Annotated in this window: 19 protein-coding genes; 4 read left to right on the forward strand and 15 right to left on the reverse strand. The window is 56.1% G+C overall.

Annotated features, from left to right (window positions below; all coding sequences use genetic code 11):
* Nucleotides 1–40: 40 nt before the first annotated feature.
* Complete coding sequence (gene pldB, locus K6958_RS19050; protein ID WP_249892559.1) at nt 41–1,033, reverse strand: lysophospholipase L2; 993 nt, start codon at nt 1,031–1,033, stop codon at nt 41–43.
* A 100-nt stretch (nt 1,034–1,133) separates the two neighbouring features.
* Here pldB and rhtB point away from each other — a divergent pair, with 100 nt between their 5' ends.
* Nucleotides 1,134–1,757, forward strand: a complete 624-nt coding sequence (rhtB, locus tag K6958_RS19055) for a homoserine/homoserine lactone efflux protein (RefSeq protein ID WP_249892560.1) — start codon at nt 1,134–1,136, stop codon at nt 1,755–1,757.
* A 266-nt stretch (nt 1,758–2,023) separates the two neighbouring features.
* On the opposite strand, the gene rhtC is transcribed toward rhtB, so the two are convergent.
* The 3 genes from rhtC to pldA form a co-directional block, all read right to left on the reverse strand.
* Nucleotides 2,024–2,653: a threonine export protein RhtC gene (rhtC, locus tag K6958_RS19060; RefSeq protein WP_249892561.1), complete on the reverse strand. Its 630-nt coding sequence runs from the start codon at nt 2,651–2,653 to the stop codon at nt 2,024–2,026.
* Between the two features lie 125 nt (nt 2,654–2,778).
* Nucleotides 2,779–4,605, reverse strand: coding sequence for an ATP-dependent DNA helicase RecQ (gene recQ, locus K6958_RS19065; protein ID WP_249892562.1), 1,827 nt, complete (start codon nt 4,603–4,605; stop codon nt 2,779–2,781).
* 97 nt (nt 4,606–4,702) lie between these two features.
* A complete protein-coding gene (pldA, locus tag K6958_RS19070; protein WP_249892563.1) occupies nt 4,703–5,581 on the reverse strand; it encodes a phospholipase A in 879 nt (292 codons plus the stop codon).
* A 190-nt stretch (nt 5,582–5,771) separates the two neighbouring features.
* Here pldA and K6958_RS19075 point away from each other — a divergent pair, with 190 nt between their 5' ends.
* Together K6958_RS19075 and rarD are read left to right on the forward strand one after the other, a co-directional pair.
* Complete coding sequence (locus tag K6958_RS19075; protein ID WP_249892564.1) at nt 5,772–6,242, forward strand: thioesterase family protein; 471 nt, start codon at nt 5,772–5,774, stop codon at nt 6,240–6,242.
* Nucleotides 6,243–6,300: 58 nt separating this feature from the next.
* Nucleotides 6,301–7,200, forward strand: coding sequence for an EamA family transporter RarD (gene rarD / locus K6958_RS19080; protein ID WP_249892565.1), 900 nt, complete (start codon nt 6,301–6,303; stop codon nt 7,198–7,200).
* Here the strand turns inward: rarD and K6958_RS19085 are convergent.
* The 9 genes from K6958_RS19085 to lptM form a co-directional block, all read right to left on the reverse strand.
* Entirely contained in the window at nt 7,180–8,226 is a 1,047-nt protein-coding gene (locus K6958_RS19085; protein WP_249892566.1) for an AbrB family transcriptional regulator, read from the reverse strand. The two genes, rarD and K6958_RS19085, sit on opposite strands and share 21 nt — an antisense overlap.
* 101 nt (nt 8,227–8,327) lie before the next feature.
* Nucleotides 8,328–9,281, reverse strand: a complete 954-nt coding sequence (gene corA / locus K6958_RS19090) for a magnesium/cobalt transporter CorA (protein ID WP_249892567.1) — start codon at nt 9,279–9,281, stop codon at nt 8,328–8,330.
* A gap of 144 nt (nt 9,282–9,425) precedes the next feature.
* Entirely contained in the window at nt 9,426–9,482 is a 57-nt protein-coding gene (gene ysgD / locus K6958_RS21280; RefSeq protein ID WP_350355818.1) for a YsgD/CorL family protein, read from the reverse strand.
* 171 nt (nt 9,483–9,653) lie between these two features.
* Complete coding sequence (uvrD, locus tag K6958_RS19095; protein ID WP_249892568.1) at nt 9,654–11,816, reverse strand: DNA helicase II; 2,163 nt, start codon at nt 11,814–11,816, stop codon at nt 9,654–9,656.
* 58 nt (nt 11,817–11,874) lie between these two features.
* Nucleotides 11,875–12,591, reverse strand: coding sequence for a 5-amino-6-(5-phospho-D-ribitylamino)uracil phosphatase YigB (gene yigB, locus K6958_RS19100; RefSeq protein ID WP_249892569.1), 717 nt, complete (start codon nt 12,589–12,591; stop codon nt 11,875–11,877).
* On the reverse strand, nt 12,591–13,499 hold the full coding sequence (xerC, locus tag K6958_RS19105; RefSeq protein WP_249892570.1) for a tyrosine recombinase XerC: 909 nt from the start codon (nt 13,497–13,499) through the stop codon (nt 12,591–12,593). Before xerC ends, yigB begins: the two co-directional genes overlap by 1 nt.
* Entirely contained in the window at nt 13,496–14,197 is a 702-nt protein-coding gene (locus K6958_RS19110) for a DUF484 domain-containing protein (RefSeq protein WP_249892571.1), read from the reverse strand. Before K6958_RS19110 ends, xerC begins: the two co-directional genes overlap by 4 nt.
* Complete coding sequence (gene dapF, locus K6958_RS19115; RefSeq protein ID WP_249894739.1) at nt 14,194–15,018, reverse strand: diaminopimelate epimerase; 825 nt, start codon at nt 15,016–15,018, stop codon at nt 14,194–14,196. The genes K6958_RS19110 and dapF overlap by 4 nt, the downstream gene beginning before the upstream one ends.
* Nucleotides 15,019–15,047: 29 nt before the next feature.
* Nucleotides 15,048–15,272 carry an LPS translocon maturation chaperone LptM gene (gene lptM / locus K6958_RS19120; protein ID WP_249892572.1) on the reverse strand — a complete coding sequence of 75 codons (225 nt, stop codon included), beginning with the start codon at nt 15,270–15,272 and terminating at the stop codon, nt 15,048–15,050.
* A 168-nt stretch (nt 15,273–15,440) separates the two neighbouring features.
* Here lptM and cyaY point away from each other — a divergent pair, with 168 nt between their 5' ends.
* The gene (cyaY, locus tag K6958_RS19125; protein WP_249892573.1) at nt 15,441–15,761 is read left to right on the forward strand and encodes an iron donor protein CyaY; all 321 of its coding nucleotides are present in this window, start codon (nt 15,441–15,443) and stop codon (nt 15,759–15,761) included.
* Between the two features lie 50 nt (nt 15,762–15,811).
* Here the strand turns inward: cyaY and K6958_RS19130 are convergent, their stop codons facing one another.
* The gene (locus K6958_RS19130; protein WP_249892574.1) at nt 15,812–16,216 is read right to left on the reverse strand and encodes a hypothetical protein; all 405 of its coding nucleotides are present in this window, start codon (nt 16,214–16,216) and stop codon (nt 15,812–15,814) included.
* 20 nt (nt 16,217–16,236) lie between these two features.
* Nucleotides 16,237–16,929, reverse strand: a complete 693-nt coding sequence (locus K6958_RS19135; protein WP_249892575.1) for a hypothetical protein — start codon at nt 16,927–16,929, stop codon at nt 16,237–16,239.
* Nucleotides 16,930–17,011: the final 82 nt, after the last annotated feature.

Here is a 17,011-nt window from a genome sequence, read left to right on the forward strand (position 1 = left end):
CTGGTTTCGAAGAGAGTGATAAGGTTCTGAGTAGTGCAATTTATTCATGCCGGGCGAAAAAATCGACGATGGCATGTAAAGCCTCGGCGCGCATATCGTCTTTTTCAAACAGGATCTCATGACGCGCGCCTTTAATAACATAGGGTTTGCCGCCTTCGCAGGGGCGACCGGCGGCCTGCATCACCGCACAGAACAGATCCTGCGAACGGTTATCCACCACTTTTTCGTCCCCGGCCTGTAGCAGCAGCAGCGGCGTGCTGATGGCCGCCGCCTTGCTAAGAATATTTTGCCCCGCCTGAATACCTTCGCGCACCCAATGGTAAGTTGGCCCGCCGACCCGAATCGCGGGATCGTCCGCATAGAAGCGCAGGCTACGCTTGTAGCGTTCGCGGCTGTGCGTTAGCACATTCAGGCTAAAAGGGCGCACCCGCCATTTACCGGTTCCCAGCGCATAGCCATCGCGCATGGCCGGGCGCTTTTCCGTCCAGTCAAGAATGCGGTGCGCCATCCAGGCAGGCATCGGCAGATAGATGCCGAACATCGGTGAAGCCAGTACCGCGGCGCTAAAGGCAGCAGGATTGCGCGCCAGCAGCAGCGTCAGGATTGCGCCGCCCATGGAGTGCGCCAGCGCATAGCGCTGCCGATAGTGTCCGGCGATTAATTCTTTCAGGTAGAGCGTTTCTAAATCATCGACATAATGATCGAAGTGAACAACATGACCACGGTGCGCATCTTTCAGCAGCCGCCCCGATCGCCCTTGCCCCCGATGATCGACAATGATGACATCATAGCCGCAGTGCCAGAGATCGTAAGCCAGCTCCGGATATTTGACGTAGCTTTCAATGCGCCCCGGCACGATCAGTATCACTTTATCGTGTTGCGGCGAGGTGAAGCGCACATAGCGAATCGGCACATTTTCCACACCGATAAATTCGCACTCTTCACGCTGACGCCAGAAATCAAGCAGCGGTCCGGTGGCAAACGCTGCAAACGCCTGCTCGCGTGTTGGCCAGTGTTTTTTATGACTGGTCATAGCTCGACTCCCTTGAAGCTTCCGGCCTGTTGCCGCCGTAGCGCAACCGCTGGCAATGGCGTATTGTGGCACAATTCTGCGCAATCAGGGAGCCTTACCCATGACTATCGAATGGTGGATGACGTATCTGTTAACCACAATAATTCTTAGCCTGTCGCCCGGTTCGGGGGCGATAAATACCATGAGTACCAGTATTGGCCACGGCTATCGCGGCGCCGCGGCGTCGATTGCCGGTCTTCAGGTAGGGCTGGGCGCGCATATACTGTTGGTAGGCATTGGGCTGGGGGCGTTGTTTTCCCGCTCGCTATTGGCCTTTGAGGTTTTAAAGTGGGCGGGCGCAGGTTATTTGGTTTGGTTGGGCATTCAGCAGTGGCGCGCGGCCGGCGCGATCAACCTGGATGCGGTGGCGAGCGTTATGCCGCGCCGCCGTCTGTTTCAGCGCGCGGTGCTGGTGAATCTGACCAATCCCAAGAGTATTGTTTTTCTCGCCGCGCTGTTTCCGCAGTTTATTATTCCGCATCATCCCCAGGCGATGCAGTATCTGGTGTTAGGCGTGACTACCATCGTGGTGGATGTGGTGGTGATGATCGGTTACGCCGCATTGGCGCGACGCATTGGCGTCTGGATTAAAGGACCGCATCAGATGAAGCTGTTGAACCGGGTGTTTGGCGGACTGTTTATGGCCGTGGGTGCGCTGTTGGCTTCCGCCCGGCGTATGGCTTAAAGTGGCTGAGTTTGGTGTTCTGGTTCCGGTCAGCGGGGGCAGGCAGCTACGTAAAGACGCCGTGAATCCATCCCTGGAGGCTCCGCCGCGTCATCTATGACGCGGAGGCTTTACTCCGTAGACTGCCCCCGCTTCCCTGCGATTAGAGGCCGTCGGTGTCGCAGCCAGTTGCTGGACGGCCAGCACGCAGCGATCCGAGCGTACCGTCAGTACGTGAGGAAGCGAGTACTGCCCGGACGGCAAATCGCCAGTAAGCCAGGCCGCCCTCAGCGGGAGAGGATCAGATGGATGCCGAACCCGGCGAATAATACCCCTGCCATTCCGTCGATCCATTTCGCCATGCGCTGATACTGGCGGCGCATCCAGGGCATAGCGAACACCGCGGCCACCAGCGTAAACCAGGCGAAGGTTTCGCTGATAATCAGAACAAACAGGCCCCAACGCGCGCCCGCAGAGACGTCATCGCCCACAAACAGGGAAAAGACGCTGCCGAAATAGATTACCGCTTTAGGATTAGAGAGGTTGGTCAGAAAACCTTTCAGGAAACTGTGGCCTTTTTTAGCCAACTCAACCTGCACTTCCGCACTTTCCGCCGCCGGCTGCAGATGCTGACGACGCGCCGAGCGCATCAGTTGCCAACCCAGCCAGGTCAAATAGAGTCCGCCGCACACCATAATCACTTCATGCAGCCAGGCCATTTTTTGCAGGATAAGATGTAATCCCATTAAGGCGACGCCAGCCCAGACAACAATGCCCAACGAGATGCCCAGCACGCCCATCATCGCCTCTTTACGGGAGCGACTGGCAGCGGTTTGCGAAACAAAAAAGAAGTCTGGTCCGGGGCTCATCAGTGCGACTAAATGCACTGCGGCGACGGTAAGAAAAAGCGCGAGCATAACAGTTTCCTTGCCGATAAATGAAACGGGATGGCCGTCTGGCTATCCCGAGGTGCCTGTAATTATTACGCCAAAGGCTTTTCTGTTCATCTGTTATCTGCGTACGGACGATTTTTGCGGCGGGTTTACTCTTCGCCATCCACATGTTCGCGGATCATTACCAGGAAGGGTTTACCAAAACGCTCCAGCTTACGGTGGCCGACACCATTGACGCTGAGCATTTCCGAAGCGGTAATCGGCATCTGTTCCGCCATCTCAATCAGCGTCGCGTCGTTAAACACCACGTAAGGCGGAATATTCTCTTCATCGGCAATCGCTTTACGCAGCTTGCGCAGTTTGGCAAACAGCTTGCGATCGTAGTTGCCGCCGTAGCTTTTCTGGTTGTTGTATTTCGGCTTAACGGTAACCAGACGCGGCACCGCCAGCATTAGCGGCGCTTCGCCGCGTAAAATTGGTCTTGCCGCCTCGGTAAGCTGCAACGCCGAATGCAGAGTGATGTTCTGCGCCACCAGACCCAGATGAATCAGTTGACGCAGTACGCTGACCCAATGCTCGTGGCTTTGCTCGCGGCCGATGCCATACACCGGCAGCTTATCGTGCCCCTGATCGCGAATACGCTGGTTGCTGGCGCCGCGCAAGACTTCCACCACGTAGCCCATACCAAAGCGCTGACCCACGCGGTAAATGGTAGAGAGCGCTTTTTGCGCTTCCACCAGGCCATCGTAGCGCCGTGGCGGATCAAGACAAATATCGCAGTTTCCGCACGACTGCTGGCGGCCTTCGCCAAAATAATTCAGCAGCACCAGGCGGCGGCAAGTTTGCGCCTCGGCGAATGCGCCCATCGCATTGAGCTTATGACGCTCAATATCCTGTAATGGGCCCGGCGCTTTTTCTTCCAGGCAGCGACGCAGCCAGGCCATATCCGCCGGATCGTACAGCAGCATCGCTTCGGCCGGCAGGCCGTCACGTCCGGCGCGTCCGGTTTCCTGATAGTAGGATTCTATATTGCGCGGGATATCGAAATGCACCACAAAGCGCACGTTGGGCTTGTTGATGCCCATGCCGAAGGCGACGGTCGCCACGACGATTTGTAAATCGTCGCGCTGGAAAGCCTCCTGCACCTGGGCGCGATGGGCGTTATCCATTCCAGCATGGTAGGCCCCAACGCTCAGGCCGCGGCTTTGCAGACGGGCGGCGGTGTCTTCCACCTTGGCCCGGCTGTTGCAATAAATGATGCCGCTTTTGCCGCGCTGATCCTGTACGTAACGCAGCAGCTGCTCGGTGGGCTTAAACTTCTCCACCAGCATGTAACGAATATTAGGCCGGTCGAAGCTGCTGATTTGAATCAGCGGATCGTCCAGCTGTAGCAGCCGGACAATATCATTACGGGTGGTTTCGTCTGCGGTTGCCGTCAAGGCCATAACCGGTAGCGCCGGGAAACGCTGACGCAGCTGGCCCAACGCGCCATATTCAGGGCGGAAGTCATGGCCCCACTGGGAAATACAGTGCGCTTCATCCACCGCCAGCATCGCCGGATTCCAGTACGTCAGGCTATCAAGGAAGTTATCCATCATCAGGCGTTCCGGCGCGATATACAGCAGGCGCACCTCGCCGCTGCGGCATCCCGCCATTACCTTCTGCTGCTCTTCTCGCGTTTGCGACGAGTTAAGGCACGCCGCCGCCACGCCGTTCGCCAGCAACTGATCGACCTGATCTTTCATCAGCGAGATAAGCGGTGAGACAACCAACGTCAGGCCGTCACGCAGCAAGGCCGGAATTTGATAACAGAGCGATTTCCCGCCGCCGGTGGGCATCACCACCAGACAATCCCGGCCGCTCAGCGACGCCTGAATGATGGTTTGCTGCCCGGGGCGAAACTGCTGATAGCCGAAGGTATCGCGTAATACCTGCTCAGCCAGCGCTTCATGATTGATTACTGCCGCCGTAGACACGTCTTCCCCGTATTGCACTACATAATGATGACTTGACGGGCGGCATGCCGCCCGAAGAGAGAATAGCTATGTGACAGGCCCGTCGGGCAGGCCTAGATCAGAACAGATCGTTTAAGGTTACGCCCACGCCCACGCGAGTCTGGCGGTGATTATAATCGATTAACGATTCGCCGTAGCCACTAAATACCTGGGTATAAAAACGCACATGCTCGCTAATCGGATAGCTCCAGCCCAGCTCCGCGCCGCCGTAACCGGTATTCCAGTTATAGTTGCCCTGAATACTGAAAATGCTGTCGCCCATCTGGTACCCCAATTTGGCGCGATAGTAACCCATGTATTTAGCAATGTCAGGGTTATCGTCGCTGCTGGTGCCTTCCGGCAGACGATACCAGGGCTTAATTTCCGCCAGGAAATTGCCGTTCTGCGCCATCAGACGCGCATAAACCCGGTTCCAGCTACGGGAAGTGGGATCGGAACGCCCGTTCGACTGGTGGTTAAAGCCCAGTTCCACATCACGCAGCGTCCAGCCGGCAAAGGAGTAATCGGTCGCCCATCCGAGAAAAATTTGTGGTTCGTAGTTGGTTTCACGGAAAGGTGAAGATTCGCCACGATTGGAAAGCTGCCAAAAGGAGCGTTGAGTGTAAGACGCCGCCAGCACCGAATTGTCGCCCAGAATACCGCGCCATAAAGGAAACGCCAGGCTAATCTGGAATTCTACCTCATCCTTTTTCGCATTGTCAGCCCAGTCATAAGATTGAATCGCCTCTTTATTGAGGTCGCTGGTCCATGTATAGAGCAGATAGTTGCGTTCATAAGGATAAAGCACAAAAGGATTATCATGCTTTTCCAGCAGGTTAGCGATGATACTGCCGCGTACCGCTGGGGCATCATGTACTTCCTTGACGGTGGCTTCTTTAGCCTGCGCCAATGCGGGCAGTACTAAAGCCGCCGCAACTAATCCTCTTAGCATCCGCATAGTGTTCTCCGGTGAAGCGCTGTGTGCCATTCATAAGGTTATTATGTAAAAAAGCAGGCCATTCTACACACAATTCCACTCTGAAATCAGCGCTGATTTCTGAAAGTGGAAAGCACATTCCTGACTGCATACAATACACAATTTGTTAACATAAGCGCATATTAAGATCGGGCTTCAGGAAAATCCTTTTATGTCAGAGACTCAGTTGAATACGGTGGCGGCGCGTCAGCTTATTGGCGAGATTTTTGTTTATCATATGCCCTTTAATCAGGCGCTGGGCCTGGAGCTAAAACGCCTTGATTGTGATTACGCTGAGCTGAGCGTTGCCAATAAAACGATGCTGGTTGGCAACGCGGCTCAGCAAATTTTGCACGGCGGCGTGATCGCCTCGGTGTTGGATGTGGCGGCCGGTCTGGTGTGCGTTACCAGTTCACTGACGCGGCAGGAGCATATTAGCGAGCAGGAATTACGCCAGCGCCTGGCGCGTATGGGCACCATCGATCTACGCGTGGATTATCTACGACCCGGACGCGGCGAGCATTTTATTGCCGCCAGTAGCCTGCTGCGCGCCGGCAATAAAATATCCGTGGCGCGCGTAGAAATGCATAACGATGCGGGCGTACATATCGCCAGCGCTACCGCAACCTATCTGGTCGGCTAAATTTAACCGCTGCGTCAGTTTTTATTTTACACTGACGCCTTTACCCCCGAGAACCGTGATGGATACACAACAAACGCGCCAGGGCATTCTCTGCGCGCTGTGCGCTTATTTTATCTGGGGCGTAGCGCCCGCCTATTTCAAACTGCTTCAACAAGTTGCCCCTGGCGAGATTATGACGCATCGCGTGATCTGGTCGGCCCTGTTTATGCTGGGGCTTATTTCGCTTACCCGCAGCTGGCGGCGCGTAAAAACGGTGATTCGGCAGCCTAAAAAGGTGCTGCTGCTGGCGGTCTCCGCCACTCTGGTCGGCGGCAACTGGCTGCTTTTTATCTGGGCGGTGAATAATCATCACATGCTGGAAGCCAGCCTGGGATATTTCATTAATCCCCTGCTTAACGTGGTGATTGGCATGCTGTTTCTTGGCGAACGCTTTCGGCGTATGCAGTGGATCGCGGTCGCGCTGGCGACCTGCGGCGTGCTGGTGCAGCTGTGGAAGTTTGGCTCGCTGCCGATCATCGCACTGGGGCTGGCGTTGAGCTTTTCGCTGTACGGTCTGGTACGCAAGAAGATTGCGGTGGATGCCCAGAGCGGCATGCTGATTGAAACGTTGTGGCTGTTTCCGCTGGCGGCGATTTATCTGTTTGGCATTGCCGACAGCGCCACCAGCCATCTTGGCAATAATAGCGCCTCGCTAAACCTGCTGCTGATTGCCGCCGGGGTAGTGACCACCATTCCACTGATGTTGTTTACCGCCGCCGCCACGCGCCTGCGCCTCTCAACGCTGGGCTTTTTCCAGTATCTGGGCCCGACGCTGATGTTCCTGCTGGCGGTGCTGTTTTATGGCGAAATCATGACGCCAGATAAAGCAGTGACCTTTGGCTTTATCTGGCTGGCGTTAGCGCTGTTTATTATCGATGCGCTCTATACGCTGCGCCGATCAGGCGCGCGCAAAGCGTGAAATAAAGCGCGCCAGCGCGGGACCGGTAAGCAGGATGGTAAACAGCCTGAGAGTTTGCAGCGCCATCACAAAAGCGATATCGACGCGGCTTCCCGCCGCGATAATCGCCACGGTATCCAGCCCGCCAGGGCTGGTTGCCAGATAAGCGGTCAGCAGATCGACATCCAGCAATTTTGTCAGCATCCAGGCCATCGCGCCGCATAACAGCATCAGACCAATAATCGAGGCGAGCATCTGCGGTAACGTGCGCAGCGCCAGTCGAAAGATCGGCCGCGTAAAGCGTAACCCAACCGTCCAGCCGATTAAGGCGTAGGCGGTTGCCAACAGCCACTCCGGCACCTGTAGCTCTACCGTTCCGCTGCTTTGCAAAGCCGCGCCCGCCAGCGCCGGCAGCAGCAGCGCGCCGGAAGGAATACGAAAGCGCTGTCCGAGGAAAGCGCCCAGCAGCATAATGCCGATGGTCATGACAAAACGCATATCCAGCGGCGGAAACCAGACTTGCGGCGCGGCGTGCTGCGCCTCATCGCCAAGGCCGATACGCGCCACTACTGCCGCGGCGGTGGCGACAAACAGCACGCGCAGATACTGCATAAATGCCACCAGCCGCGCATCGGCGCCGTAGTCGGCGGCCATCGCCACCATTGCCGACGCCCCACCAGGTGACGATCCCCAGGCTCCGGTCGGGCCCGGCAACTCGCTGTAGCGGGCCAGTAAAAAGCCGAATAGCCCGCTGGCCGCCAGCGTCAGCAGCAGTACCGCCAGCACGATCGGCCAGTCGGCAATCAACGGATCGATAACCGAGGGCGACAGGCTTTGCGCGATCATGCAGCCCAGCACCGCCTGGCAGAGAATAAACAACCGTTTATCAATACGCAGCGTTGCGCCCAATAGCCCCATCACCACGCCAACGATCATTGGCCCCAGCAACAGCGCAGCCGGCACATGAAAATATTGCAGTATAAAACCCAGCAGCAGCGAAACGCCGATAAGCGTTATCCACTGCTGAAGACGTGAGAGTTTTTCCATAGAAGGAAGCGACCACAGAGGCTTGAAAAGCTTAAGGTTACGTCCAACCCGTCGGGAATACCAGCGGCAACCGGCCGGAAAAGCTTTCCGGCCCGGTAGCGTTACAGCCAGTTTTTACGCTTGAAGTAGAGATAGGGCGCCAGTCCGGCGAGGATCATCAGGCCGATAGCGCCAGGATAGCCAAAGCTCCATTTCAGCTCCGGCATAAACTCAAAGTTCATGCCATAGCTTGAGGCCACCAGCGTCGGCGGCAGGAAGACGACTGAGACTACTGAGAAGATTTTAATAATGCGGTTCTGCTCGATATTGATAAAGCCCATCGCCGCCTGCATCAGGAAGTTAACCTTCTGGAACAGGGATTCGTTATGCGGCAACAGCGATTCAATATCGCGCAGGATTTCCCGCGCCTGCTCCAGCTGGTTATTCGGCAGACGCGCCTTGCGTACCAGGAAATTCAGCGCGCGCTGGGTATCCATCAAACAAAGACGTACTTTCCAGCCAATATCTTCCAGCTCCGCCAGCGTTGACAGCGCCTGATCGAACTCGTCGCCCTGCTGCCCTTCCATAATCACCCGGCTTAGCTTTTCCAGATCGCTGTAGATATTTTCAATCTCATCCGCCAGCTGTTCAATTTTGGTTTCAAACAGGTCCAGCAGCAATTCATAGGCGTTGCCGTCAATCAGCGTCTGGCTGCGGGCGCGCATACGATAGAGACGAAACGCCGGCAGCTCACGCTCACGCAGCGTATAAAGGCGGCCTTCGCGGATGGTAAAGGCGACGGTGGCATTGCCCGCGTGATCTTTGGCATCTTCATAGAAAAAGAAAGAGTGAATATGTAGGCCGTCTTCGTCTTCAAAAAAGCGCGCGGAGGCTTCGATATCTTCCAGTTCAGGACGGGTCGCCAGGCTCTGGCCCAGTTCATTTTGCACGCGCTCGCGTTCTGCTTCTTCAGGCTCGATCAAATCGACCCAAACCGAAGAAACCAGATCTTCCGGCGTATCTTCCAGCTCCAGGCGTGTCAGGCGGCTGTGATCCAGTTTAAAAGCGCTCAGCATAGCAGTACTCCCAATGGGTCATTCAAATGGGACAATACGCCAGAACACAGAAACCTGAGTTTCAGTCAGTGGTAAACGCTAACTCGTGCGACGGGAAATGCGGTCGCTGACAACCACAAAGGCTATCAGCATAAGAGGATGGCCTTAGGGGTTGTACCTGTTGATAAGGTGGGTGAGCCAGCATCGACTGGGAGTGTCCAAGGCGAAAGTCCTCTTAGGGTGATGGTGCGCGCATGTTACGCTGAGACGAAAAAGGCGTCAAGCGAAGCAGGACGCCGCTTATTACCGCGTCCGGACTTTTCATCAATGACGGGAAAACCTTGCCTGGCGCGCAGGCGGCCAGACAAGAGCAGGCCGCCGCCATGACGCCGGTTATACCGCTTCAAGCCGCGCGTAAGCGGCAACCAGCCATTTAATTCCCTGGCCCTGAAAAGCCACCTGCAGGCGACTGTGATCGCCGCTGCCTTCCAGATTAATGATGGTGCCTTCACCAAACTTGGCGTGACGTACGCGTTGACCCAGCGTAAAGCCGCTATCGTTTTGCGCCACCGGCGTGCCCATTCGTTGATGATTGACCGGGCGACTGATGCTGGCGCGTAGACGCACTTCATCCACGCACTCTTCCGGCAGCTCGCCGATAAAGCGTGACGGGCGGTGATAAACTTCCTTACCGTACAGCCGACGCGTTTCCGCATAGGTGAGCGTTAGCTTTTTCATCGCGCGGGTGACGCCCACGTAGGCGAGACGGCGCTCCTCTTCCAGCCTGCCGCCTTCATCCAGCGCCATCTGGCTGGGGAACATCCCTTCTTCCATGCCGACAATAAATACCTGGCTGAACTCCAGCCCTTTGGCCGCGTGCATGGTCATCAGCTGCGCCGCATCCTGCCATTTATCCGCCTGACCTTCGCCCGCTTCCAGCGCCGCGTGCGACAGGAATGCCTGTAGCGGCATGAGATCTTCATCTTCATCCTGATAACTGTACTGACGCGTGGCGTTCACCAGCTCTTCTAAGTTTTCGATGCGCGCCTGGCCTTTCTCGCCTTTTTCCTGTTCATACATCAGCCACAGGCCGGAATCTTTAATCACCCGATCGGTTTGAACATGCAGCGGCAGCTCTGCAGTTTCCTGCGCCAGTGAATCCACCAGCTCGGTAAAACGCTGCAGCGCCGAGGCGGCGCGTCCGGCCAGCGCTTTCTCCTGCAACAGTTCGCGGCTCGCCTGCCACAGCGTCAGCTGACGATCGCGCGACGCCTGACGCACTACATCCAGCGTGCGATCGCCGATGCCGCGCGTTGGCGTATTAACTACGCGTTCAAAGGCGGCGTCGTCGTTACGGTTGGCAATCAGACGCAGGTAGGCCAGCGCATCTTTAATTTCCTGACGCTCGAAGAAGCGCATGCCGCCATAAATGCGATACGGCATGCTGGCCTGCAGCAGCGCCTCTTCCAGCACGCGTGACTGGGCGTTGCTGCGATAAAGGATCGCGCAGTCGCTGAGCGCGCCGCCGTTCTCCTGCCACACTTTAATGCGGTTCACGACAAACCGCGCTTCATCCAGCTCGTTAAACGCGCAATAGAGGGAGATCGGCTCGCCGTCGCTGCCGTCGGTCCACAGCTCTTTCCCCAGTCGGCCATTGTTATTGGCGATTAGGGCGTTAGCTGCCTTCAGGATGTTATTGGTAGAGCGGTAATTCTGCTCCAGACGGATGGTTTCTGCGCCGCGAAAATCGTTCAGAAAGCGCTGGATGTTTTCCACCTGCGCGCCGCGCCAGCCGTAGATCGACTGGTCGTCATCGCCCACGATCATCACCCGGCTGCTGTCGCCGGCCAGCATGCGGATCCAGGCGTACTGGATATTGTTAGTATCCTGGAACTCATCCACCATGATGTTGGTAAAACGTTCGCGATAGTGGTTGAGGATATGCGGTTTATTCAGCCACAGCTCATGGGCGCGCAGCAGCAGCTCGGCAAAATCGACCAGCCCGGCGCGATCGCACGATTCCTGATAGGCCTGGTAAATGCGTAGCCAGGTTTGTTCAACCGGATTGCCATAGCTTTCAATATTCTGCGGACGCAGACCCTCATCTTTTTTACCGTTGATGTACCACATCGCCTGACGCGGCGGCCACTGTTTCTCATCCAGATTCATCGCCTTAATCAGGCGCTTCAGCAGGCGCAGCTGATCTTCGCTGTCGAGGATTTGAAAGTCCTGCGGCAGGCGGGCGTCAAGGTGATGCGCGCGCAACAGGCGATGCGCCAGCCCGTGGAACGTGCCGATCCACATGCCGCCCTGACTGGTGCCGATCAGCTGCTCAATACGATGGCGCATCTCTGCGGCGGCTTTATTGGTAAAGGTCACCGCCATAATCGAATATGGCGAGCAGTTTTCTACCGTCAGCAGCCAGGCGATGCGATGCACCAGCACGCGTGTCTTGCCGCTGCCCGCGCCTGCCAGCACCAGCAGGTTATTGCGCGGAGCCGCCACGGCTTCACGCTGTTTATCATTCAGGCTGTTTAGCAGGTCAGAAACGTCCATAAGCACCGTCAGTCAGGAAAAACGCGCCAGCAAAGTCACTGGTTATTTGTACAGAAGATTATATCAGCGCAGTCAGCGATGCCAACTGCGTAATTTCTACATGCGGTAATAGCCGCGCATCGGCAATCTGCATCAGATTGCCTTCTCGCAGATTGATCCAGCAGGCCTGCATACCGCAGCGCACTGCGCCAGCCACGTCGGTGGTGAGATCGTCGCCAACGTGCAGGATATTTTCCGGCGCGAGATTTAACCGCTGCGCCGCCAGGTGATACATATCCTGATACGGTTTCGCCCTTCCGTGCGGACCGGCCCGTAACACAAACTGAAAATAACGATCGAGACCGAACAGATGCGGCTCGGCGTTGCCGTTAGTGATCGCCACCAGTGGAACCTTCTCGGCCAGTGCCGCCAGCGCCACATGCGTTTCCGGCGGCACGTCAACCTGGCTGCGCCAGTGAGCAAACACCGCCATTACCTTATTCGCACCTTCTTGCGCCTCGGCAGGCGTCAGGCCGATGTTCAGCATCGCCAGTTCCACGGTGCGACGCCGCCATTCCGTCACGTCATGATAAATATCGGGTTCCTGCGTCAACAGCTGGTCGCGCAGCTGCTGATAAGCCTCCACTGAAAAATCATGCAGGTCGGGATGCCAGGACTGTAAAAAACGGTGTGATTCCGCGGTAGTTTTCAGGATTACTGGATGGTTGTCATACAGCGTGTCATCCAGATCGAAGGTGATCGCTTTGATCGGCTGTAGTCGACGGTAAAAATGCATCAGGATTTTCCTCGTTTGGCGCGCGGATGCGCCTCATCATACACCGACGCCAGGTGCTGGAAGTCGAGATGGGTATAGATTTGCGTCGTGGAGAGGCTGGCATGGCCCAGCAGCTCCTGCACCGCGCGAAGATCGCCGCTGGACTCCAGCATATGCGTGGCGAAAGAGTGGCGCAGCTTATGCGGATGAACGTGGCTACTGACGCCCTGCTTCACGCCCCACTCGGCAAAACGTTTCTGCACGTTGCGTACCGAGATGCGCTTGCCTTCCTTCGATATGAACAACGCCTCGCTATTCGGCGCGAAGCCTTCACGCAGCGTCAGCCACTTTTCGATCCACTCAACCGCCGTGCGGCCAATCGGCAGGCGTCGCTCTTTGCTGCCTTTACCGGTAACCCACACTTCGCCCGCGTCCAGATCAAGATGGCGCAGATCGATGCCGACCAGTTCGGAAAGACGCAGCCCCGCGCCGTACATCGCTTCCATCATGGCGCGATCGCGCACCGCCAGCGGGTCGTTGAGGTCAATGCTCAGCAGCTGATTAACCTCATCGACATCAATATTTTTCGGCAGATGGCGCGGCGCGCGCGGCGTGGCGATGCCTTTAGCCGGATTGGCCCGCAGCACGCCCTGACTGACCAGCCAGTCTAAAAAACTGCGCAGCGCGGAGATCCGCAGCGCCAGGCTTGCCGGCTGTAAACCGGCACGACGCCCTTTGGCCGCCAGCGATCGCACATGCGCTGGCTCCAGCTGCGTCCAGTCGGTGATGTTCATTTCGCTGGCGTGTTCCGCCAGCACGGCAAGCTGGCGCGCATAATTTTCATGCGTTAGCGGGCTGAGCTGACGTTCTACCTGCAGATAACGCAGAAAGCCCGCAACGGCAACCTGCAGCGGCACGATTTCACTCATGCGCGCGCCACCCAGCGGTTTAGCAGCTCCGGCAGCATCAGCGCCAGATAATGCAGCAATAGCGTGCCCTGACCGGGTTGATAATGATGCATATCGCGGCTGCTAAAGATCAGCACGCCCAGGTCGCCGCGTTCGCCGAACAGCGACATCGACACCGAACCGACCGAACGCGCCTGCGGCAGCAGCAATAGCAGCTCCGGTCCGTTCAGACTGCCCAGATAATGCTGCTCTTTGCCCAGTAGCTGAATGCGTACCGGTTCAAACGCCTGGCGCGATAACGCCAGCTGGGTAAAGCTCGACGGCGCGCCCAGCTGCCAGCGATCGCTGAACAGCCGGATATCGGCGCCGGCCAGGCCCAAATCACGCGCCCAGCGTTGCAGACGGTTCAGCATATCCTGTAACGAAGGCGCCGAGGCCAGATGGCTTTGCAGGTTTAACAAGCGATCAAACAGCTGATGGTTGGCGGAAGCCTGTTCCATCAGCTGAGTAATTTCTTCTTCCAGCTGCTGAATATGATTACGCTGGCGCGCCATATGCCACTCTACCAGCGATACCGTGCCGCGTACCGGATGCGGCACGGCCATTTGTTCAACCTGGCGCGCGTTGCGAATAAAAAAATCTGGATTTTGTCGCAGGTAGTCGCCTACGGCTTCGTCGTTTAGCATCAGCGCGGAGGCTGTCTCTTCGACATTTTTCATAAATGAATAAACCCATCGTAAACATGCGTGGCCGGTCCGGTCATATAGAGCGGATTTCCCGGCCCTTTCCAGGCGATATGCAGCGTGCCGCCAGGCAGATCGACGCGCACTTTTTCCGCCAGTAATCCCTGTTGTATGCCGCTGGCGACCGCCGCACAGGCTCCGCTGCCGCAGGCCTGCGTCTCTCCCGCGCCACGCTCATAAACACGCAGACGAATATGGTCCGGGTTCACCACTTCCATAAAGCCGACGTTTACCCGCTCCGGGAAGCGTTCATGGCTTTCCAGCACCGGCCCCAGGGTTTCTACCGCCGCCGTTTTGACGTTCGCGACCTGAATGACGCAGTGCGGATTGCCCATCGAGACCACACCAAACATCAGCGTTTGCTCAGCGACGCGCAGCAGATAGAGATTTTCCGCCTTATTAGCGCGAAACGGCACCTGCTGCGGTTCAAAGTTGGGCTCGCCCATGTTCACGCGTACCTGCTCGTCGCTGGTGACGCTCAGCACCATCCGTCCGGTTTGGGTGCTGACCCGAATATCGCTTTTATTGGTCAGCCCCTTCAGGCGTACAAAACGAGCGAAGCAGCGCGCACCGTTGCCGCACTGCGCTACTTCGCTGCCGTCGGCGTTAAAAATACGGTAATGAAAATCGAGGTCGGGATCGTACGGCGGCTCTACGATCAGTAACTGATCGAAGCCTACGCCCAGATGACGATCCGCAAGGCGGCGGATCAGCTCCGGCGAGAAATAGACATTTTGCGTGACGGCGTCAACGACCATAAAGTCATTACCAAGACCGTGCATTTTCGAGAACTGCATTTTCTGCTCCGCCGGCTGGGCCATCATGATTACTGCGTCGCTTGCATATCCGCATCCGGGCTGGTCAGGTTATTATCCTGTTGGCCATCCGGCTGGGTCGCCGTTGAAGAAGATGTAGGCTGCTCTGTAGAGGTCTGCGGTGAACTCTGTTTCGGCTTATCCTGCGGCGGAAAATAGAGCGGCCCTTTCAGTCCGCAGCCGGCCAGGCTGGTTAACGCCAGCGCCATTGCCAGCCGACAAAGGATTTTCTTCATGGTATTCCTGCTTATGATTGATGCGTATTCCTGGTTGCTTATCATCGCAGCTGACTTCGGAAAAGCAACAGGAAAAGGTGACGTGATGTGCTGCATCTCACTCTTATCAGACGATGTTGCACCGGCCCCCGGCGCGTTATACTCGACCAAAACGTAAAGGAAACAACGATGCAAGACAGTGAATTTCACCAGCTAGTCGATGACCTGATGTTAACGCTGGAAGAGCAGCTTGACGCTTACGAGGGCGACAGCGATATCGATTATGAACTCCATGCCGGAATTATGACGCTCACTTTTGAGAACGGCAGCAAAATTATTATCAATAAACAGGAGCCGCTGCATCAGGTGTGGCTGGCAACCAAAGGCGGCGGCTACCATTTCGATTATCAAAACGGCAGCTGGATTTGCAACCGCAGCGGCGCAGAGTTCTGGCAGCTGCTGTCCGAAGCCTGTAGCGCACAGTCGGGCGAGCAGGTTGCTTTGCGCTAACTGACTGAATTCTGGACGGTTTAAATGACAAAGCCCCGGCGGGCTTTGTTTTACAGTGAGTATTTGGTCAACGAGATCTCCTTGCTCGCGGTGTTGCGCCATATATAAATATTGGGATTGGGACGGTCGCCCTTTTCCCAGCGTTGACCAAACTCATCATCAGAGACGTGCCGGTATCCCAAAGCCGTCAGATACTTTTCTAATGCCGCCGTTTCCGTTGCGCCCTTAAAGACAATCCCGCTGATTTCAGCAGAAGGGCCGTCCATCCGGCGAAAGCGAAAGTAATAATCATCCGTAATACGCGGCACATTTTTAATATCTTCATCGACGAAAAGGCGATAAAGCCTCCGCTCGCTCTGTTTGAAGCCGGGATTCCGCTCTGCCTTATTTATCAGGCTGGTATTGATGTAAAAAAAGTCGACAACGTTAATTACCAGCACCGCCAGCAGTAGCATCAGCGCCCACTTAAGCCATTTCATTTTTTCTTAACGTCCCATCCGACGGTGACCTGCGCTCCGGCATCGATACGACGAACGATATCAGAATCAAACTGGGTAAACGGCCTAATCGACATCATAAAATTCGGCAGCCTGCCTTTATAAGGAATATGAGGAATGCGTGTATCAGCGGGATCCGGGAACAGCAGCGGGTTAAATCCTCGGTTTTTAAAACTGCCCAGCGCGCCATAGTAATCCCAGCGCCGGAGCGCCGCCTCTTTACTGACAATTTTTAGCCACGGCCAGTAATTTTGCGGCCGCACAGCTTTATAAAAGCCCAACAGATCGGAAACCAAATCTTCTGCGCTAAAGCCGCTGTCGGTGTACCAGCTAAAAAACGGCATCGTCTGCCAGTTTTCAAATGCTATCGCCGTTTCCATCATCAGCGCCAGCGTAATGCTGTGCCTTTCGCCAAGCGTTCGCCCGCGTTTGATATTCCAGCGCGAACAGCGGCCAGTACTAAACGATTCTAACGACATCGTTTGCCGATACTCAACCAGATAATAGGGCTGCCCGCTGGCCTCGCCCCTCTCCATTTGCCCAAGGCAATCTGTTATATCGCTCCCACGTGCATGCCCTAAATCTATCCAGCCTAAAACCTCTGAATAAACCAACCCGGTATCTTTTTCCCCTGGTGCCCACGGATCAATCACATCTTTACGTTTGCTCATAGCCATCCCTGCACGGTAAACAAGAAGGTACTGGCGAAAAAACAATCTTTTCGCTATGAGCAAAATAAGGGAGAAGCGCAGC

It is taken from the genome of Mixta hanseatica, from assembly GCF_023517775.1.
GTDB classification, from domain to species: domain Bacteria; phylum Pseudomonadota; class Gammaproteobacteria; order Enterobacterales; family Enterobacteriaceae; genus Mixta; species Mixta hanseatica.